At 62.4% G+C, this 16982-nt stretch carries 13 protein-coding genes; 6 read left to right on the top strand and 7 right to left on the bottom strand.

The window, feature by feature from the left end; genetic code table 11:
* Nucleotides 1-161: 161 nt before the first annotated feature.
* From N688_RS10250 to N688_RS10240, 3 genes are all read right to left on the bottom strand, one after another.
* On the bottom strand, nucleotides 162-1181 hold the full coding sequence (locus N688_RS10250) for a zinc ribbon domain-containing protein (RefSeq protein WP_052889187.1): 1020 nt from the start codon (nucleotides 1179-1181) through the stop codon (nucleotides 162-164).
* Nucleotides 1182-1593: 412 nt separating this feature from the next.
* A complete protein-coding gene (locus tag N688_RS10245; protein WP_202901890.1) occupies nucleotides 1594-2712 on the bottom strand; it encodes a sigma-70 family RNA polymerase sigma factor in 1119 nt (372 codons plus the stop codon).
* Between the two features lie 319 nt (nucleotides 2713-3031).
* Nucleotides 3032-3361 carry a hypothetical protein gene (locus N688_RS10240; RefSeq protein ID WP_052889186.1) on the bottom strand — a complete coding sequence of 110 codons (330 nt, stop codon included), beginning with the start codon at nucleotides 3359-3361 and terminating at the stop codon, nucleotides 3032-3034.
* 403 nt (nucleotides 3362-3764) lie between these two features.
* On the opposite strand from N688_RS10240, the gene N688_RS10235 reads away from it, so the two are divergent.
* The gene (locus tag N688_RS10235; RefSeq protein WP_052889185.1) at nucleotides 3765-4268 is read left to right on the top strand and encodes a DinB family protein; all 504 of its coding nucleotides are present in this window, start codon (nucleotides 3765-3767) and stop codon (nucleotides 4266-4268) included.
* A gap of 84 nt (nucleotides 4269-4352) precedes the next feature.
* Here N688_RS10235 and N688_RS10230 read toward each other — a convergent pair whose 3' ends face one another.
* Both N688_RS10230 and N688_RS10225 read right to left on the bottom strand, forming a co-directional pair.
* Nucleotides 4353-5228 (bottom strand): heme NO-binding domain-containing protein, encoded by an 876-nt coding sequence (locus N688_RS10230; protein ID WP_052889184.1) that lies wholly within the window; start codon nucleotides 5226-5228, stop codon nucleotides 4353-4355.
* Between the two features lie 688 nt (nucleotides 5229-5916).
* On the bottom strand, nucleotides 5917-8748 hold the full coding sequence (locus N688_RS10225) for a dynamin family protein (protein ID WP_081838714.1): 2832 nt from the start codon (nucleotides 8746-8748) through the stop codon (nucleotides 5917-5919).
* Between the two features lie 337 nt (nucleotides 8749-9085).
* Here N688_RS10225 and N688_RS10220 point away from each other — a divergent pair, with 337 nt between their 5' ends.
* A complete protein-coding gene (locus N688_RS10220) occupies nucleotides 9086-9847 on the top strand; it encodes a PIG-L deacetylase family protein (RefSeq protein WP_052889182.1) in 762 nt (253 codons plus the stop codon).
* A 72-nt stretch (nucleotides 9848-9919) separates the two neighbouring features.
* The gene (locus N688_RS10215; protein ID WP_052889181.1) at nucleotides 9920-11158 is read left to right on the top strand and encodes an NAD(P)/FAD-dependent oxidoreductase; all 1239 of its coding nucleotides are present in this window, start codon (nucleotides 9920-9922) and stop codon (nucleotides 11156-11158) included.
* Nucleotides 11159-11184: 26 nt separating this feature from the next.
* On the opposite strand, the gene N688_RS10210 is transcribed toward N688_RS10215, so the two are convergent.
* Both N688_RS10210 and N688_RS10205 read right to left on the bottom strand, forming a co-directional pair.
* Nucleotides 11185-12030 carry a methylated-DNA--[protein]-cysteine S-methyltransferase gene (locus N688_RS10210; protein ID WP_052889180.1) on the bottom strand — a complete coding sequence of 282 codons (846 nt, stop codon included), beginning with the start codon at nucleotides 12028-12030 and terminating at the stop codon, nucleotides 11185-11187.
* Entirely contained in the window at nucleotides 12023-12646 is a 624-nt protein-coding gene (locus N688_RS10205) for an RNA polymerase sigma factor (protein WP_081838712.1), read from the bottom strand. The genes N688_RS10210 and N688_RS10205 overlap by 8 nt, the downstream gene beginning before the upstream one ends.
* 468 nt (nucleotides 12647-13114) lie before the next feature.
* Between N688_RS10205 and N688_RS23560 the strand changes: the two genes are divergently transcribed.
* The 3 genes from N688_RS23560 to N688_RS10190 all read left to right on the top strand — a co-directional run bounded on the left by N688_RS23560 (nucleotide 13115) and on the right by N688_RS10190 (nucleotide 16551).
* Complete coding sequence (locus N688_RS23560) at nucleotides 13115-13390, top strand: mycoredoxin (protein ID WP_238321077.1); 276 nt, start codon at nucleotides 13115-13117, stop codon at nucleotides 13388-13390.
* A 408-nt stretch (nucleotides 13391-13798) separates the two neighbouring features.
* The gene (locus tag N688_RS10195; RefSeq protein WP_081838711.1) at nucleotides 13799-15298 is read left to right on the top strand and encodes a pyridoxal phosphate-dependent decarboxylase family protein; all 1500 of its coding nucleotides are present in this window, start codon (nucleotides 13799-13801) and stop codon (nucleotides 15296-15298) included.
* Between the two features lie 68 nt (nucleotides 15299-15366).
* Nucleotides 15367-16551: a cysteine desulfurase family protein gene (locus N688_RS10190; RefSeq protein ID WP_052889178.1), complete on the top strand. Its 1185-nt coding sequence runs from the start codon at nucleotides 15367-15369 to the stop codon at nucleotides 16549-16551.
* The last annotated feature ends 431 nt before the right edge of the window (nucleotides 16552-16982 follow it).

The following is a 16982-nucleotide window of genomic DNA, read 5'->3' as shown; positions in this document are numbered from 1 at the left end:
TAGGCGGACTAGCCCATCTGGGTACAGTCGGAAGTGGGGTATCGGCGGGCGGGCCGGGCAGGGCCGAAGAAAGGCCGCCCGGCCCTTGATCTTGGCCGGTGCTCGTGCTCGTTGGCAAAGAAAGGGACATGCTGGCTGGAGAGGCAGGGTGGGCAGTTCATTCAGATCAAGCCCACGTCGTCTGCCAGGCGACCCAGATCACCCAAGACCCCGCCCTCATCTTCGTGATGATGGCGGTGGTGTGGGTAGCCGTAGTCATTGCCCTCCAGGGAGCGCTCCAGGCCATGCAAGAGCATCTCGCCGCCGATGACGGCTGCGGCTCCGCCCAGGGCCCCCATAGCCAGTTTGCCGCCGTCTCCCTGGAACAGGCCACCGAGGCCGCCGCCCTGCTGGTTAGGTGACTGCTGCGCAGCGGTGGCGGGGATAGGAGCGACGCCGACCAGGCTCGTGCGGCAGCCTGGGCAATTGCTGGTCCCGGTGGGAGAGACCGCCCAGCAGACCGGACAACGCAGCACCAGTGGTGTCTGTGGGGGATAGGAGCCAGCGGGAACCGCGCTGCCGGGCCCGGGGGCTGGCTGCCCGGCTGTGGAGTAAGCCCCTCCATACTGAACGGGCATCTGAGCCACGGGGGGGGCAGAGGCGGGCGAGCTAGGAGCGGGTACTGGGTAGGGGCCGGCTCCGGGCGCGCTGCTGGTAGCTGGTGGCGGTGGCACAGGGTAGGGGCCTGCCGTGGTTGCTGCTGGAGCGGAAGCCGCCGCCACGGCGTTCAGATCCGTGCCGCAGGAGCTGCAGAAGCGGGCTCCGCTCTGCTGGGGCTGGCCACACTGTGGGCAGAAGCGTGGCGTGGCTGGCTCGGCCAGAGCAACGCCGCAGTGCGTGCAGAAGGCATAATGAGCGGCCACCTGCGCGTGGCATTGGGGACAGAGCCGCAGGGTCGGCCCTGTCGAGGCGGTGGATGGCGCTGGGCGCAGTGCCTGCCCGCAATGGGAGCAAAAAGCCGCCCCAGCTCGCACCTGGCCGCCGCAGCGTGGGCACCATTCCCCGTTGGCCGCCGCTGCTCCGCCTGGAGCTACGGTCGGCGGCTGCGGCTGCAGAGGCTGGGCCTGTGGCACGGGTGCGCCACACTGCGGGCAGAAACGCTTACCGCTCACATCAGTACCACAGGTTGCACAAAGTTGCATGTGCCGAAATCTCCTCTCAGACAGAAGCAAGCGCTTTGTAGCAAACTCTCATCTCTTGATGTCACTCTTCCGCAGTCTACCACAGGGCCAGTCTTTTCGTCGAGAGTGGGAGGAGAAGTCACGGCCTTCATGAGGGGCAGATGGCCTGAAAGCGGGGAGGGCAGGAAAGCCAGGCTGCCTGAGCAGCAAGCAAGTCGGCAGCAGGAGGAGAGAGACAGAAAACGAAACGGAAGGAAGAAGAGCGACCGCGAAGGGCATGGGTCAGCCAGCGAGCCGGCCCATGCCCCCGTGAGCGGGCAAAGGGAAGGATCTATCTGCTCGCTTTGCAGCGCGTCAAGCTCATTCTACAGCCATCGTTACTGGACAGGCCCAGCTGTTCCGTTCCTGTCGGGTTGCCCAGGCAGACAGGCGGTCACACGCATTCGCGCAAAGAGGTATTGCCGCTGAAATTGCGCAGCTTCATCAGGGCCACCACCTCGAGCTGGCGAACACGCTCGCGTGAAATGCCCAATTCCTTACCGACTTCCAGCAGTGTGCGGCTCCGTCCATCGCCAATGCCGTAACGGAGCGTAATCACAGCGCGCTCGCGCGGGGTGAGCGTTGAAAGAGCGCGGTGCAACTCCTCGCCGAGCAAGTGCTGTGAGGCGGTCTCAGCGGGAGCGGGGGCAGTACTATCCTCCAGCGTATCGGCCAGCGAGTGGCGAGCCTCATCGTCAACGGGGGCATCCAGAGAGACGGGTTGCTCAATCACACTGAGGAGATCGATGACTTCATTGACGTCAATATTGCAGGCTGCAGCGATCTGCTCAGGCTCGGGGTCCAGCCCATTCTCCTGAGAGAGCTGAGCGGCAACGCGGCGTACTTTGCGTAAGCGGGTGGCGACATGTTCAGGCAAATGGATCAGGCGAGACTGCTCGCCGGCGGCGCGGCTGACGGCCTGGCGAATCCACCAGGTCGCATATGTACCAAAGTGGCAGCCGCGACGGTAATCGAACTTCTCGGCGGCGCGCATCAGCCCCAGGTTACCCTCCTGAATCAGATCGACCAGAGGAACACCGGTGCTGGTATAACGACGGGCAATAGCAATGACCAGGCGCAGATTTGACTCAATCAGCTTGCGACGTGCCAGCTCATCGCCTTCGGCGGCACGTCGTGCCAGCTCAAGCTCCTCCTCATGGGTCAGCAGCCCCAGGCCACGGATATCGCGCAGGTAGCTCTGAAAAGCATCTTCAGAGCCGAGAGCCTGGCGCACATTCGAAGGTCGGCGCTCAGGAACCTCATCCGTCAGGTCGGCCTCAGCGCTCTCCATCTCTTCTAGCTCATCGCTGCTCTCCAGCAACGGGTCAAGGGCCAGGTCGGCAACAGTCGCGCTCGTGGGGAGGGCTGCTTCGTCCTCGCCCGTGGCCAGCAGAGCGGCCTCGCCTTCTATCTCCAGCGTGGCCGCCTTCCGGCCTGCGCGCCGCCTCGCTGACTGGCTGGCCGGTCGCATCCTGCGGCCATCGCGTACAGGATCTGCTGCAGCTATAGCCATGATTCCACGCTCCCTTCGGGAAACTCACCGACAAAAACCAGCTTGCCGGCCTCCGTACGGCCTCGTGGTCGGCATTTGGTGCCGGGTAGGCCCATTCCTGGCATCCATCCAGCGGCTTCTATTCTACCCGGGACCCAGGTTAGCCTACATCAGGTGTTTACCTTAAATTCTCTCAGGTTCTAACCGTATCTTCCTCTTGGCCGCTTGCTTCCTTTGCCAGCCTGGCGACCTCGCCAGTCCTGCGGGTGTACCCTCTAAAGACGCCCGGCGGGGCCAAAGCAGGTAGCGGACGCGCGAGCGATCAGTTGAGCGCGCTGGCTCAGCCCTCGTCGGGATCAAGGGGGTCCTCGACGCCGTGGCCGCGATCGTAGAAGGTCTGCAGGACATCGCCCGGATGTTTCTCATAGTCTGGGCGTTTGCGCCACTGCTGATCCTCGGCTTCCGAGGCCCGCATCGTCAGAGTCAGGCGCTGGCCCTGGCGTTCGGCGATCGCGGTATAAGGGTAAAAACGGTCTGTCCAGAAGAACAAGGGCCCACGACGCACTCGCACACTCTCAGGGTAGACGGCGACCACCCGGCCCAGGCGGTGCTGGTCAGCGCTGTAGACGCTCAGGCCTTTCTCAATATTGGCGGCGCTCCAGGTTGCCATGAAACACTCTGCTCCTCTCCAGGCAACAGCTGATGAGATAAGGCACGACCCGAGGATGGCTTGAGGTGTTTCTCAGTCCCTTCCTCGTAACCTGCCTGATCCTGTCCATCCCTATCACGCCCTGCTGCCAGGGAAGCGTTTCAGCCCGGCAGTGTGTGGGAGCAGGGCGAAGCGCCGGGCCTGAAAGAAGGTTCAATAGGGGAAAGACCGCTACCCCGCAGCTTCGCCCCTTCGCCTTCTCGCCGTTTGGTGAGCGCGTTGCTCGCCTGAAATTGGAAGATTGTAGGACCGATCGTGTCCGCTATTCCTGCTAATCTAGGGGGTGTACCCTTCCCCTTCACCCCACTGAAAGGGACCGATCTTCACAAACAAAGGATGAATCATCAGAGAGAAGGAGCAAAGCATGACAGAGGCCGAGCAAACCCGACCCCGAGGAAGAACGCTGACAGAGATCTATCGTGGCTGGGGCCGCTATCAGCAGCTCCTGGTCGAGGCACTGACTCCCCTCAGCGAGGAGCAGCTGGAGCTACGTATCGCTCCTCACCTGCGCAGCATCCGCCAGCTTGCCGCCCATATTGCCGCGGCGCGAGCTGGCTGGTTTGGGGGAGTCATGGAAATAAAGCCGGAGCAGCTGCTGCCTTACATGAGCTGGAGCAGGCAGGCTCCCGGTGGAGCGGTGACCGTGCTTATCGAGGGCTTAGAGACCACCTGGCGGATCATCGATGAGCAACTTGGGCAGTGGACGCTCGCCGACCTGGAGACCACCTTCTCGGGTATCTGGCGCGACGAACCCTACAGCTACGTGTGTCAGGAAATCATCTGGCACCTCATCGAGCATGATCTCCATCATGGGGGAGAGCTTTTCTTCATTCTGGGAGCTCACGGCCTGCCAGCGCCTGACCTCTAGGTGAGGTGGCTGAGGCTGCGACCGGGAGCGCTGGTCACCTCGCTTGGCGCTGGCAAGCAAGCCAGGGTGGGGAGCCAGTCTATCTTAGTGCTCCCAGTAAGTACTGACGCGCCAGTAGCGGCGGGTCGTCAGGTTGTCATCTGGCTCCCCCCTTGTCGCAGCCACATAGCCGGCAAACTGTAGATGGCGCAGGGCCTGTAGTAGCACTGCTGGGCGCTGATAGGTGGGACTCAGGCGGTAGTGCTGGGCCAGCGCCTGACGAATCTCGCGTAGGGTCAGCGCCTGGGCCTGCTCCGTGGGCAGGACCATCAGAATGCGCTGGCCCAGCTCGCGCATCGCATTCTGGTGGGCCTGCTGCTCGAAGGCGTTCGCGCGCGCCTGTTCCGAAAGCTGCTCTGCGCTGCGCGTCCCGTGGGCAAAGGTGGCCCCAATGCGGCAGACAGGATCACCGCGCTTCATGCAGCTCTGCTCGTAGATCACCACTTCCTCGCCATAGCGCTCGGCAGCGCCCTCAATGGCTCCCAGCAGGACCGGGCATAGCTGTCTTGGACTGTCGTAGATCAGGACAACGCTGCGCTCATAGGGAACGAACTCATAGTTGAAAAGCGGCGGGGTCAGTCCCGCGGCAGTCTTGCGCAGACGACTATGGACATCCCGCATCGTCAGCAGCAGATCATAGGCACTACTGACGCTCGAGAGGATATACTTGCAAAGATGGCCAGTAAGACTGTTCAGAATGAAGTAGTGCCCATATTCGCGCAGCAGCTGCTCAGGAGACAGGCCACTGAGACGGCTGGCCGCCGCCACGCCCTCTAAGAGCACTTCGTCCTCGTAAAAGTGGCTAACCAGGGGGGTGGCGCTCGGCGACTCACCGATGGTTTCGCGGTAGGCACTCAACAGACCGCCACCGAAACGCTCACCCAGATACTTTTCCCAGGTGGTAAAAATGAGACCGTGCATATCTGGCTCCTTCTCTCTCCAGTCGCAGGTCCAGCCCCGCCACCTTCCTCGGCACAATCGAGGGGTCTGTTCGATCCCCTCAACTGGTGGGCACTGACAGGGGCTGGACTCTGTAAGCCTGATACGTAGGATGCTTGCTATCTGGATGAATAGATAGGCCACTAGTACTAATATTTTTTGTGCGATCGATGATTGACAGATAGTAGAAGCGTCATCGGAAATGAAGCTATGCTCCTAACTCTGCCTTATTGTGGGGAAAGGAGGCAGCCGGGGAGTCTGGCGGGCCAGATGAGAGGGAGGGGCTGCGGATCTGGGAACTTCATATGAATATTTCTCAACTTCGAAGCGCGACTTCCGCTAGATCTCCATTACATCTCAACAGGATATTTACCGGGATCGGAGCCAGTCGTCGCTATCGTAATGCCTGGGGGGTTGACAATGGGAGGCGAGCCCTGGGGGGACTGAGATGTGACGTGATCCTGTAGGCGGGTTTGTCGTGGGGAACAGGGAAAAGGGAGGGAGAGACGCGGCCCTGAGCGCTCTCCCTCCCTCTGTTTTTGGCTCTTTAGCGGTGAGGGATGGGAACGGCTCCTTTCTAGCTGGAGCGGAGACGCCCCGTCCCAGGACGAAGGTGGGTCTGCTGTCGGGCCAGCCTTGGCGCGGGGCGTCGCCATTGTGGCCAGGTGACTTACTCCTGGCGATGGATCGTCTTAAGGGCCTCCACCTCCTGAATCAGATCAACCCACTGATCCAGCGCGGCCTCGCGCTGGGCCTGCAGATTATCGAGCTGCTGGCGCAGGGCTTCCGAAGTATGCACGCGCTCGGTCAGGTGGCTATAGAGGCGTGTCACGATATCCGAGAAGGTTCCATTCTGTGACACTGGTTGGGCCTCCAGGCGATCGCTATCGTAGACCTGGCGCTCCTGAAGCTTATCCAGCTCGTAGCGGAAGAGGCGCGCGATACGCTGCTCGGTGCTGCGGGCCAGGCCATTACAGATCGTATCAAGAATTGGTGCCATCAGCCGGCGTGCCTGCTGAATGATCTCCTCGGCCTTTCCTTGAGCGTTCGTCAAGCGATAGAGCGCGCCCACGGCAGGATTCTCGCGAGTGGGAGCGTATTTCTCCTCATTAAGCAGTTCGCCGAGCGTCACGTAGAGACAGATATCGCGGGCCTTCTCGCGGATGCTGCGCTTCAGCTTATTGTAAGCCTTTTGGATCTCATCCAGCTCGCCGCCGAACTCACCGAGAGCTACCCGATTGATATCGAGCGAGCCGTCGACTTCCTCCTTGTAAGCAATTGGCATCAAGAAGGCTTCGGCCAGCGTGCGGGCGGGGTCATTCAGCTCGCGCTCCAGGGCCATGCACAGGCTTTGGCGCAGGGCCTTAATCAAGCCCCAGCCGTCGATATCCGTCCAGCGATTGCCGATCTCCATCGCCGGCGAATCCTCGGGGCGGCGATTGCCGACCTTAATATAATGATCGAAGTGGCCCTGAGTGATGCGGATCTTCACGCGCTGAGCGGCGCGCTCGTGGGCCGTTTGCAGCACGCGCTGGAAGACGCTCTTCTCGCTGCTGATAGCTGAATCGAACTGGCGCAGGGCGTCATTCCAGGCATCCTGCATGGCGTTAGTGCGGCGCTGCAGGTGCTCGAAGCGAGCGGCGCTGCGGCGGGCGTGGCGCGAACGCATCTCCTGCTGCAGCTCCTGCAGATCATGGCTTTCGACGCCGAGCTGGCTCATCTGCTCCCAACACAGATCTTCCGTCAGCTGCAATGCCATAGCCAGCTGCGTCTCCGCGTGGCGCAGTTGCACCTCATAGCGGTTCTCTGTCAAAAAGACCTGCAGGTCATGCGTCAGCTCGGGCAGGCCGCTATACTGCAGCATAGCCTCATGCTGCTCGCGCGTCACCTGCTCGAACTCCTGAGCGCTGGTGGTTGGTGGCAGCGAGGGCGCGACCTTCAGCAGCTCGGGGTAGATGCCCAAGAGGCGACCGGCGTACTCGCGGCCCTCCTGCAGGCGTTCCTCATCCAGGGAGGTGCCGGCCAGGCCCAGGGTAGCCAGCAGGGCGTCGAGGGCGCGCAGTGGGTAGAAGAAATAAGTATTGCGTGGGCCGTGGCGGTGGTAGCTGGCGTAGCCGGGGGGCAACTCGCGCAGGAAGGGGCGCAGGCTGCCGAGGGCTTTCTCCTGGCTGGCAGGAGAATTGATCTCATCCCAATGTGTCACCACCAGGAAGAGCATGCGGCTTGCCACGTCGAAGGCGCGGTTTTGCAGGACGGCCTGGCGCACCTCCTCGAAGATGCGCTGGATGCGCTCGTCGTCGCCGAAGCGGTTATTGCCGATCACCAGCAGCAAGGCGTCGACCTGCTTTAGCTCCTCGCGCAGCATCAGGTCATGATAGATCTGGCCGGCGGCGCCGCCGGGCAAATCGACCAGCACGCTGTTAGGTGGGAGCACCGAGCGTGGTCCGGCGTGGACGCGGTACTCGACATAGTCGATGATGCGTGTCAGGCGTGGTTCTTCGCTGTCGCGGGCTGGCTCCTCGATATAGCGGCGGCTTTCCGTTTTCCAGCGCTCGCGTGGCACGACCTCTACGTGGGGCTGATCATCCTTCAGATAGGTATCGCCGAAGGCTTCGCTGGCTTTGAGCAGGATAGTGAGCTCGGCGGCCAGGGCCTCGCGCATCTTCTGCGTTGGGGCTGTCTTGATGGCCTGCTGCGTCTGGCTGAGCAGGTGGCCGAAGGCGGCCCGGGTCAGAAAATGGACGTGCATCTCCTCTGGCTCGTCATCGCGGCAGAGGCGCACGCGGGTGCGTACCCCGGTAACGGCGCCACCGGCCAGGCGAGGGAAGATATCCCGCCCGATCAGCGCCGCCAGCAGCGTGCTCTTCCCGGCGCCGGCGTGCCCGACCAGCTTGACAGTATACTCGCGTGTATAATCCAGGGCGCGAGCTGCCTCGGCGATGTGGTGTCGCAGACGCAGGGCCTGCTGCGACTCAATCTGCTGGATCTGGGGGCGTTCCAGCAGGCGAGCGCAGGCCGAAGCGCGCTGGAGCTGCTTTTTCCAGGCATTGATTTTTTGCGCTTTATCGGGGAGGCTGGCCGGAAAATAAATGTCGATCTGCCCGACCTGCTCCTCCAGGCGCTGGAGCAGACTATGGATCTCTCCGGGAGCGGGAGGGGGGGCCGCGGTCTGGGAAGCCTTGCCGCTCTCCCCTTCCTCCTCTCCCTCCTCCCCTTCCTCTTCATAGTCGTAGTCTTCTTCCTCTTCGTCTTCCTCCTCGTCGTAGGTATTGGGCGGTACTGGAGCGGTTGGGGCCGCGCCAGGCTGAGCAGGGGTGGCGCTGGCGGGGGCCGCGGCGCCGGTGGCAGCAGCTGCTGCTGAAGCCTGCGTGGTCGTGGGCGGCGGATAGAGACGTGTCCCGCAGATATTGCAGAAGGGTGCACCAATGGGCACGACGTTATCGCACTGGGGACAGGTCATTAATTGTTGTGGTTGCTGTTGAGCCTGTCTAGTAAACTGCATACGTCTTTTTGTGTACTTCCCTTCCACAGATTTTGACCGTTAAGGTGAGATAGCATTGAAATAGGATGCTTTCATGTTAATAGATTTTTGTGGCCCCCGGCCCTCTCTAGCAGGAAAGTACCACTTGGCCTGTGAAGCTCGCTGCCCTCTTGGGGGATAGGAAGAGAGCTTTTTTTGACGGAGGTCCCACTCACTGTAGGGTCTCTAAGAAGGGGGTGCTCGTTGCCGGCGAGAAGAGCCTTGAGGCGGCTCAGCAATAGGCAGAAAGAGGCGGGCGTGGTACAATAGGGCCGGTTTCTCCAATGCCTTTTAAGGTCTGAGAGGAGCGTGTCTTCTGATGCAGGGACAACAAGAAGTAGTTGAGACATCGAGAGAGCAAGCCAGGCGTGCAATGGTGATTGTGGCCCATCCCGATGATGCGGAATTCGGCTGTGGTGGGAGCGTGGCGCGTTGGGTGCGTGAGGGGTGGGAGGTCTATTATGTTATCTGTACCGATGGGGGAGGTGGCGGGCCGGATGAGGCTCAGGATGTCAGTGTGGAGGCGCGGCAGCGTACGATCGAGACGCGCAAGGCCGAACAGCGGGCCGCCTGTCAGATTCTGGGAGTCAAAGAGGTAATTTTCCTTGGCTATCCTGATGGACAGCTCCAGCCGACGCGCGAATTGAAGCGCGAGCTAGTGCGTCTCCTGCGTACGTATCGTCCCACGCGCGTGGTCTGTCAATCGCCTGAGCGCTCGTGGTCGCCGGTTCTTATGTTGGGGCGCTATCATCCCGATCATTTGACTGCCGGGCGCATGGCGCTGGAGGCGATCTATCCCGCTTCGCAGAATGCCTGGGACTTCCCCGAGCTATTGGCCGAGGGACTGCAGCCGCATCGGGTGCGCGAGGTCTATATTGCGGGGGCGCCCGTGCTTAATCATGCCGAAGATATCTCCGAGACCATTGAGCTGAAGCTGCGGGCACTGCAGGCTCATGCCAGCCAGGTTGGCGATCGTTTCGAGCAGGTGGCGGAGCGCGTGCGTCGTGGGGCTCAGGAGTGTGGGGCGCGTCATCAGCTGGCCTATGCCGAGGAGTTTCACCGCACGGAGAATGCTCGCTAGCGCTTCCGGCTGGCTGAGCGGGCCGGCGCGGTGGAGCAGTGAAGCTGATCAGAAAGGAAGAGAACGGTGCCTATGCAGGAGTCCAGGGACGTTCTTGTTGTGGGGGGAGGGCCGGCGGGGCTGGCCGCCGCGGAGGCGGTGGCGCGTCAGGGGGTGGATGTGCTGGTCTTGGAACGGCAGAGTGAGATCGGCTATCCGGTCCATACCAGTGGCGGAAGCTGGATCAAGGATATGCGAGAGCTGGGCATACCTGCCCAGCTCTATCATCCGATCCCGCAGGTGTTTTTCCTCTCGCCCCGGCAGCAGGTAGCGCTGCGCTACGATCCGCCGGTAGCCTGTGTCCTCGACGTGCGCGGCCTCTATCAGTACCTGGCGGCACGCGCCATCAGCGCAGGCGCGGAGCTGCGCTTGCGCCATGCGGTCGATCAAGTGCTGCTTGAGGAGGGGGAGGTACGTGGCGTAACGGTGCGCGACGAGCGTGGACGTCGTCTAATGGTCAGAGCCAAGGTGACCATCGATGCCAGCGGCATGGCTCGTCATATAGCCGTACGAGCGGGACTCGGCGGGGCCTTCCGCCGCTATGGTTACGGAGCCGAGTACGATCTCTACGCGCCGCACTATCCCCAGGAGGAGCTGTATTTGCTAATGGGGAGTGAGGTCGCGCCCAGTGGCTACGCCTGGATCTTTCCACGTGGGCAGGGGCGGGTTCGTGTCGGGGTGGGGGTGATCCATCCAGATAGCGAAGACGATGCGCGTCTCTATCTAGAGTATTTGCTCCGCGAGGAGCCGCGCCTGCGGGAAAAGTTGCGCGGTGCCAGTCCTGTGGAGTATCACACGGGTCTCTTCCCGGCGGAAGGGCCGGCGGAACGTTTCTCCACCGCGGGCCTCTTGCTGGCGGGCGATGCTGGGGGGCAGGGGTCGACGCTGGTAGGCGAGGGCATTCGCTTTGCCATCTACGCCGGGCGTCTGGCTGGAGAGGTGGCGGCGGAGGCGATCGCGGAGGGCAATACCTCGGCGGCCTTCCTGGAGCGCTTTGACCGTCGCTGGAGGGCGCGCTTTGGGCGCGAGATGGAGCTTGCCTATCTGATCAATCGTCACATTGCGGCCTACCGCGATGAGCAGTGGGACGATGCCTTAGTCCTGCTCCGGCGCCTGACACCGGCCCAGTGGGCCCAGGCTATGCGTGGCGAGTTCACCGCGGGCCTGCTCATGGGAATTATGGCGCGCAGCCCGCGTCTCGTCGCCAGCGGTGGCCGGCGTCTGCTGGAGCGTCTGCTAGAGCGTCTGGGTCAGGGGGCCAGCGCGAGCTGAGTGAGCGCTGGCTGGTTTTCCCCTGACTACTCGCTGGCAAGACTGATGTCTGGACTCCCCGGGGGGGCAGGACGGCAGTGCTGGCAGGGGCGATAGCCAAGGCGTGCCGCCTCCTCGGGCGAGCGCAGGGGCTGGCGGTGTTCTGGGGCGATCCGGCGTGCGTAGCGACAGGTCGGGAAGCAGTAGACATGGGTTGTCGTACTGCCGATATAGCGCACCCCCCTGGCAGAGAGCTGCTTTAGCAAGGCCAGGTCGATTCCTTCGGCTTCCAACAAGGCCCGTTTATTGAGCGGGCCGCCCAGACTGTAGTTGCCGATCTGGCAATCGCTGCGCACCACCCGGTGGCAGGGGATCAGCAGCGGGATGGGGTTGCGTGCCAGGGCGTTGCCCACCGCCCGTACGGCGTGTGGCTGCCCGATCTCGCGTGCTACCCAGGCGTAGGGGCGCACCTCGCCGCAGGGGATCAGCAGCGTCCGGCAGAGGACGGCCTGTTCAAAGGGGCTGCAACCGCGCAGATCAAAAGGCAGATGGGCCGTCTGACCGGTCTGTAGGGCTGACTCGATCTGCCCGACCCAGGCTGGAGCCTCGGCGGGATCGAGTGGAAAGATGGCCCGTCCAAACTCCGCGCAGAAGCGAGCCTCGAATCTGGAGGCATCTGCAGCATGATCCACAGCGGAGATCCCGCGCGCATTCAGTGCCACGAAAACCGGTCCGATCGGTGACGAAAAGCGCAGGTAGCCGTCAGCCAGTCCGACTCGAAACAACACGTAGGAGCGCAGGGCTGGTGGGGATGAGGCCTCCTGCTGGAAAGTGCGCAGCTCGCGGACCAGTTGTCGCGCTTGTGACAGGCTGCGAGACTGTTGCTCAGCCATAGAGCACCTCACGAGCATGATGTTGGGCAAGCACCTGGCGCAGCTGCGCCAGGCCACGATGGACTCTGGCCTTGACGGTGCCAATCGGTTGATTGAGCAGGCGCGCCAGCTCTGGATAGCTCAGCCCCTCGATGTGGCGCAGCACAATCACCTCACGATAGGCGAGCGGTAGCGTCAGAAGCGCCTGTTGCAGCAGGAGCTGACGCTCGCGCGCTTCCAGGTGGGCCTCGGGCCCTTCAGCGCGGGCACCCTCTAGCTCCTCATCCGCGTCAGTGCTGACCTGTTCCAGAGAGACACAAGTTGGCAGATGACGGAGCTTGCGCAGTCGATTGCGTGCCACATTGAGCACGATCTGATAGAGCCAGGCACGCAGAGCCAGACTGCGCACCTGCTCGCTGGAATAGCCGCCAAGCGCATGATAAGCGCGCACAAAGGCATCCTGGGTGATTTCCTGCGCCTCCTCGTAACTCCCGCTCAACCGCAGAGCGAAGGTAAAGAGACGCTGCTCATAGCGTAGCACTACCTGCTCGAAGCAGTGGTCGAGGTCGACGAGCAAGCTATTCAACAACGCCTGCTCTTGAGGAAAGCCTGCCTCATCAGCGTGATTCATGGGCATGGATCTGCTCCAGACCCCTGGCCTACTCTGAACTCCTGCTTCGCCAGGCCCGATCTCAGGTATTTGCTAGCTATGGGAATGAAGGTGAAAGCCGGCTTCACTGCTTGTACTGGCCTCCTCTCCTTTTATGCCTCTCTCCTGTCCAGGCAGGTGTGCTTTCTCGCTTGACTCTGCTCCTTATAACACCTGGTCGGAGAGAAAGGTTGCAGGCCAGACCGCGGCGCCTGTCTGCTGATCTCGCTCTGCCGTTGCCTCCACATGGAGAGGCTTGGGGAGATCTCTGGCTGGGAGAGTAGTCGCCCTGGTGTCTCAGAACTGGGAGAGCAGGACCAGACCAGAGCAGCCACGCGTCGCTCTGGGGTCTGGAGGGCAGTCTCAGGAATAGAGAAGCGCCCCGGCTGTGTTTTTATAAAATGTAACTCGGGGTTTTGCACTCCACTATCACCCTATTCCCAAGGAGCTATCTCAGTGGAAAGACACGCTACCGCTTCGACTATTACCCAACAGCAAATCAAGGTATATGCGACAAGCTGGTGTGGCGATTGTCGTAGAGCAAAGCGCTGGCTCGACGAGCACCACATCGCCTATGACTACATCGATATAGAAAAAGACGAGCAGGCTGCCGCCTACGTCATCCAGGTCAATGGCGGCCTGCGCAGCGTTCCCACCATTGTCTTCCCCGACGGCTCCATCCTCGTGGAACCCTCGAATCGTGAGCTGGCGCAGAAGCTCGGCCTCAGCTAAAGCTGGCTCAAGCGGTTGATCGTTGCTGATCGTTGCCAGGTAACCAGGCCAGGGCTGGCCGCTCAGCGCCATCTGTTTCTGAAGTCTACTCGTTGCTCCGTGTTTTATCCGGGCCTGTCGAGGATTTCACGACAGGAGGCGCTGGCAGCTAGCCTGCTGCCTGCATCCCCTGCTCGCTGGACGGGGGCGAATCTGTCCCACCTGGTGGCCAGATGTGATAAGATCTAAACGACCGGTCTTCGCCCGTCTCCAGAAGTCTGGTGCCGGCTCTGGAGATGCGCCAGCAGGTTGCTGCTATTGCCTTCCCAGCAAGGTCCCCGGCGCCCGCGGAGCCGACCCTCCAGGTGGGGAACCTGTCAGGCTGCAGAGGCGGGCCGATCGATGTTGAGAGGAGCAGAAAATCTGGCAATGGACGAACGAGAGCAGAAGCGGGCAACCCTTGATCCCGCCCAACAGGAGCAAGCGACCGGTGATATGGACCCGGCCAGCTTTCGCCTCTATGCTCACCAGGTGGTCGACTGGGTCGCTGATTATCTGGAGCGTGTCGACGACTATCCCGTGCTTGCGCGCACGCAGCCGGGCGATATCCGGCGGGCTTTGCCGGCTCAACCGCCGCTGCAGCCCGAATCGATGCAAGCCATCCTGACCGACTTTGAGCGCATTCTTCTCCCTGGCATCACCCACTGGAATGCGCCTGGCTTCATGGGTTTCTTTGGCATTACCGGCTCTGGCCCGGGCATCCTGGGCGAACTGCTCACCGCGGCCCTCAATGTGAATGCTATGCTCTGGCGCACCTCGCCGGCGGCCACCGAGCTAGAGCAAGTGGCGCTCGACTGGCTGCGCCAGATGCTTGGCCTGCCCGAGTCGCTCTTTGGGGTCATCAACGATACGGCCTCTGCCGGCACGCTCTATGCCCTAGCGGCGGCCCGCGAAGCCCTCAGCGATCTGCAGATTCGTCAGCGGGGCATGAGTGGGCGGCCCGAGGTACCGCGCCTGCGTTATTATGCCTCCCAGGAGGCCCATTCTGCCGTTGACAAGGCTGGTATCGTCCTGGGTGTGGGACTGGAGGGCCTGCGCAAGATCCCCGTCGATGACGAGTATCGCCTGGATGTCGCTGCCCTGGAGCGAGCTATCAAGGAGGACCTGGCGGCGGGCTGGCGGCCCTTCGCTGTTGTGGCAACTGTGGGAACGACCTCGACCACCAGTGTCGACCCGGTTCCGGCTATTGCCGATCTCTGTGAGCGCTACGGCCTCTGGCTGCACATCGACGCCTCGTACGCCGGCTCTGCCGCCCTGCTGCCGGAGTATCGTCATATTCTGGCTGGCTGCGAGCGCGCTGACAGCTTTATTGTCAATCCCCACAAGTGGCTCTTCACACCGCTAGACTGCAGCGTCTTCTTCACCCGCAAGCCTGAGATTGTCAAGGCCACCTTCAGTCTGGTGCTGGAGATCTTACGCACCGAAGAGGAGGCTCCCAATCTCATGGATTATGGTATCTCGCTCGGGCGGCGCTTCCGCGCCCTGAAGCTGTGGATGATTATGCGCTACTTTGGGCAGGAGGGTCTGCAGGCGCGTTTGCGCGAACACATTCGCCTCGGGCAGCTCCTGGCCCAGTGGATCGACGAGGCGCCCGATTTTGAACGCCTGGCGCCCACGCCCTTCAGCACCGTCTGCTTCCGGGCCCATCCGCGTGGCCTCGACGACGAGGAGCAGCTGGCAGCCCTCAACGAGCGCCTGCTCAATCGCATCAACGGAGCGGGCCACTACTTCCTCTCGCATACCAGGCTGCGCGGCAGATATAGCTTGCGGGCCGCCATCGGCAATCTGCGCACCAGCGAGGAGACTGTGCGTGGATTGTGGCATGAGCTGCGGGAGGGACTGGAAGCCGAGCTGGCCCAGCGCCCGTAGAAGGCCGGTGGGGGAAAGCGCCAGGCTGTAGGAGTAAGAGGCGAAAAGGAAGGAGGCGGACGGCCAGCATGAGTTTGCGGCATCCAGGGCTACGTAGCGATCTGCTCTATCTGGACTACAATGCCACCACTCCGGTTGACCCGGTCGTTGTCGAAGCTATGCTCCCCTACCTGCGCGAGCATTTTGGTAATCCCTCCAGTGCCCACAGCTATGGCTGGGCGGCCCATCAGGCTCTCGAGCGCGCGCGGGCTGAGGTTGCCATGCTGCTCGGCTGCACCCCAGGGGAAATTATCTTCACTGGGGGCGGTTCCGAGAGCGACAACCTGGCCATTCGGGGGGTGGTCCTGGCGCGCAGGGAACAGGGTAACCACATCATCACCCAGGTCACCGAGCATCCAGCTGTTCTCAACACCTGTCGTGCATTGGAGCGGCTCTACGGCTTCCGCGTCACCTATCTGCCGGTCGACGAGTATGGACGGGTCTCCCCGGAGCAGGTCGAGCGGGTGATCGATCGGCGCACGGTGCTGGTCAGCGTCATGCACGCCAACAATGAAACCGGCACCCTGCAACCGCTGGCCGAAATCGCCGCCATTGCGCACCGCTACGGCGCGCTCATGCATAGCGATGCTGCGCAGAGCGTCGGCAAGATCACTACCTCTGTGGCCGACCTGGGGGTAGACTTGCTGACGGTGGCTGGCCACAAGCTCTACGCCCCCAAAGGCGTCGGCGCGCTCTATGTGCGCCGTGGTCTGGGCTTTGCCTTAGAGCCGGTCCTCTATGGCGGGGGACAGGAGGGTGGCCTGCGGGCTGGAACCGAGAACGTGGCGGCCTGTGTGGCTCTGGGTGCCGCCTGCCGCCTGGCGGCGGAGCGTCTGCCGTCGGAGAGCGCGCGGCTGCGGCGTCTGCGTGATCTGCTCTGGCAGCGCCTGCGCGAAAGCCTGGGCGAGCGAATCCAGCTCAATGGCTACCCCGAGGAGCGCTTGCCCAACACGCTTAACGTGAGCATCAGTGGTCTCAGCGGCGAGGAGATCCTGGCGGCCACGCCGGAAGTGGCCGCGTCCACCGGCTCGGCCTGCCACGAAGGGAGCACCGACCCATCGCCCGTTCTCCTGGCAATGGGCCTGAGTCGCGGGCGCGCTCTGGGCGCTCTGCGCCTCACTCTCGGGCGCTGGAGCAGCGTCGACGAAGTTGAACGGGCGGCGGCCTCACTGCTGCGGAGCATTGGTGCACTGGCCCGCGCGGCGCGCTCCTAGGACTGGAGAAAGCCGATCTCTGGCGCCGTCTCCCTCTCCCCCCTGCTGGTCGTGGCCTGGCAGGAGGTGGGAAGACAAGCAGAGGCGGATCTGCTATACTCTGAGCTAGCGGCAGAGAGGGCCTGCACTGGCCTGATAGCGGGACTGAGAGACGCCGACAGGGCGCTGCCAGCGTCGGTTACTCCTGGGTGCCAGGAGCATCGCTAGAATAGAAAGAGAGCAAGAGCAAAGACAGCAGTGCGAGCGAAGCCACAGTCTGGCCGTAGTCAGAGCCAGAGCGGCCCGACAACGGCCATGCTCAGCGCGCTGGCGGCTGGAGGAGTCGGGGCTGCCAGGCTGTTCGTTGCTGAAGCTCCCCAACTGTTGCCCAGAGGTAACCCGCACAAGATCAAGCAGAGATAGACACAAGCAAGCAAGCAAGGAGCAACCAG

Source organism: Thermogemmatispora carboxidivorans, from assembly GCF_000702505.1.
Lineage (GTDB): Bacteria > Chloroflexota > Ktedonobacteria > Ktedonobacterales > Ktedonobacteraceae > Thermogemmatispora > Thermogemmatispora carboxidivorans.
Note: the sequence above shows the minus strand (reverse complement) of the source record. Positions and strands in the feature narration are given on the sequence as shown.

Bases quoted from the DNA above. Each gene is read 5' to 3' on its own strand.
- N688_RS10250 (WP_052889187.1), bottom strand. From the start codon at position 1,181: ATGCAACTTTGTGCAACCTGTGGTACTGATGTGAGCGGTAAGCGTTTC.
- N688_RS10245 (WP_202901890.1), bottom strand. From the start codon at position 2,712: ATGGCTATAGCTGCAGCAGATCCTGTACGCGATGGCCGCAGGATGCGA.
- N688_RS10240 (WP_052889186.1), bottom strand. From the start codon at position 3,361: ATGGCAACCTGGAGCGCCGCCAATATTGAGAAAGGCCTGAGCGTCTAC.
- N688_RS10235 (WP_052889185.1), top strand. From the start codon at position 3,765: ATGACAGAGGCCGAGCAAACCCGACCCCGAGGAAGAACGCTGACAGAG.
- N688_RS10230 (WP_052889184.1), bottom strand. From the start codon at position 5,228: ATGCACGGTCTCATTTTTACCACCTGGGAAAAGTATCTGGGTGAGCGT.
- N688_RS10225 (WP_081838714.1), bottom strand. From the start codon at position 8,748: ATGCAGTTTACTAGACAGGCTCAACAGCAACCACAACAATTAATGACC.
- N688_RS10220 (WP_052889182.1), top strand. From the start codon at position 9,086: ATGCAGGGACAACAAGAAGTAGTTGAGACATCGAGAGAGCAAGCCAGG.
- N688_RS10215 (WP_052889181.1), top strand. From the start codon at position 9,920: ATGCAGGAGTCCAGGGACGTTCTTGTTGTGGGGGGAGGGCCGGCGGGG.
- N688_RS10210 (WP_052889180.1), bottom strand. From the start codon at position 12,030: ATGGCTGAGCAACAGTCTCGCAGCCTGTCACAAGCGCGACAACTGGTC.
- N688_RS10205 (WP_081838712.1), bottom strand. From the start codon at position 12,646: ATGCCCATGAATCACGCTGATGAGGCAGGCTTTCCTCAAGAGCAGGCG.
- N688_RS10195 (WP_081838711.1), top strand. From the start codon at position 13,799: ATGGACGAACGAGAGCAGAAGCGGGCAACCCTTGATCCCGCCCAACAG.
- N688_RS10190 (WP_052889178.1), top strand. From the start codon at position 15,367: ATGAGTTTGCGGCATCCAGGGCTACGTAGCGATCTGCTCTATCTGGAC.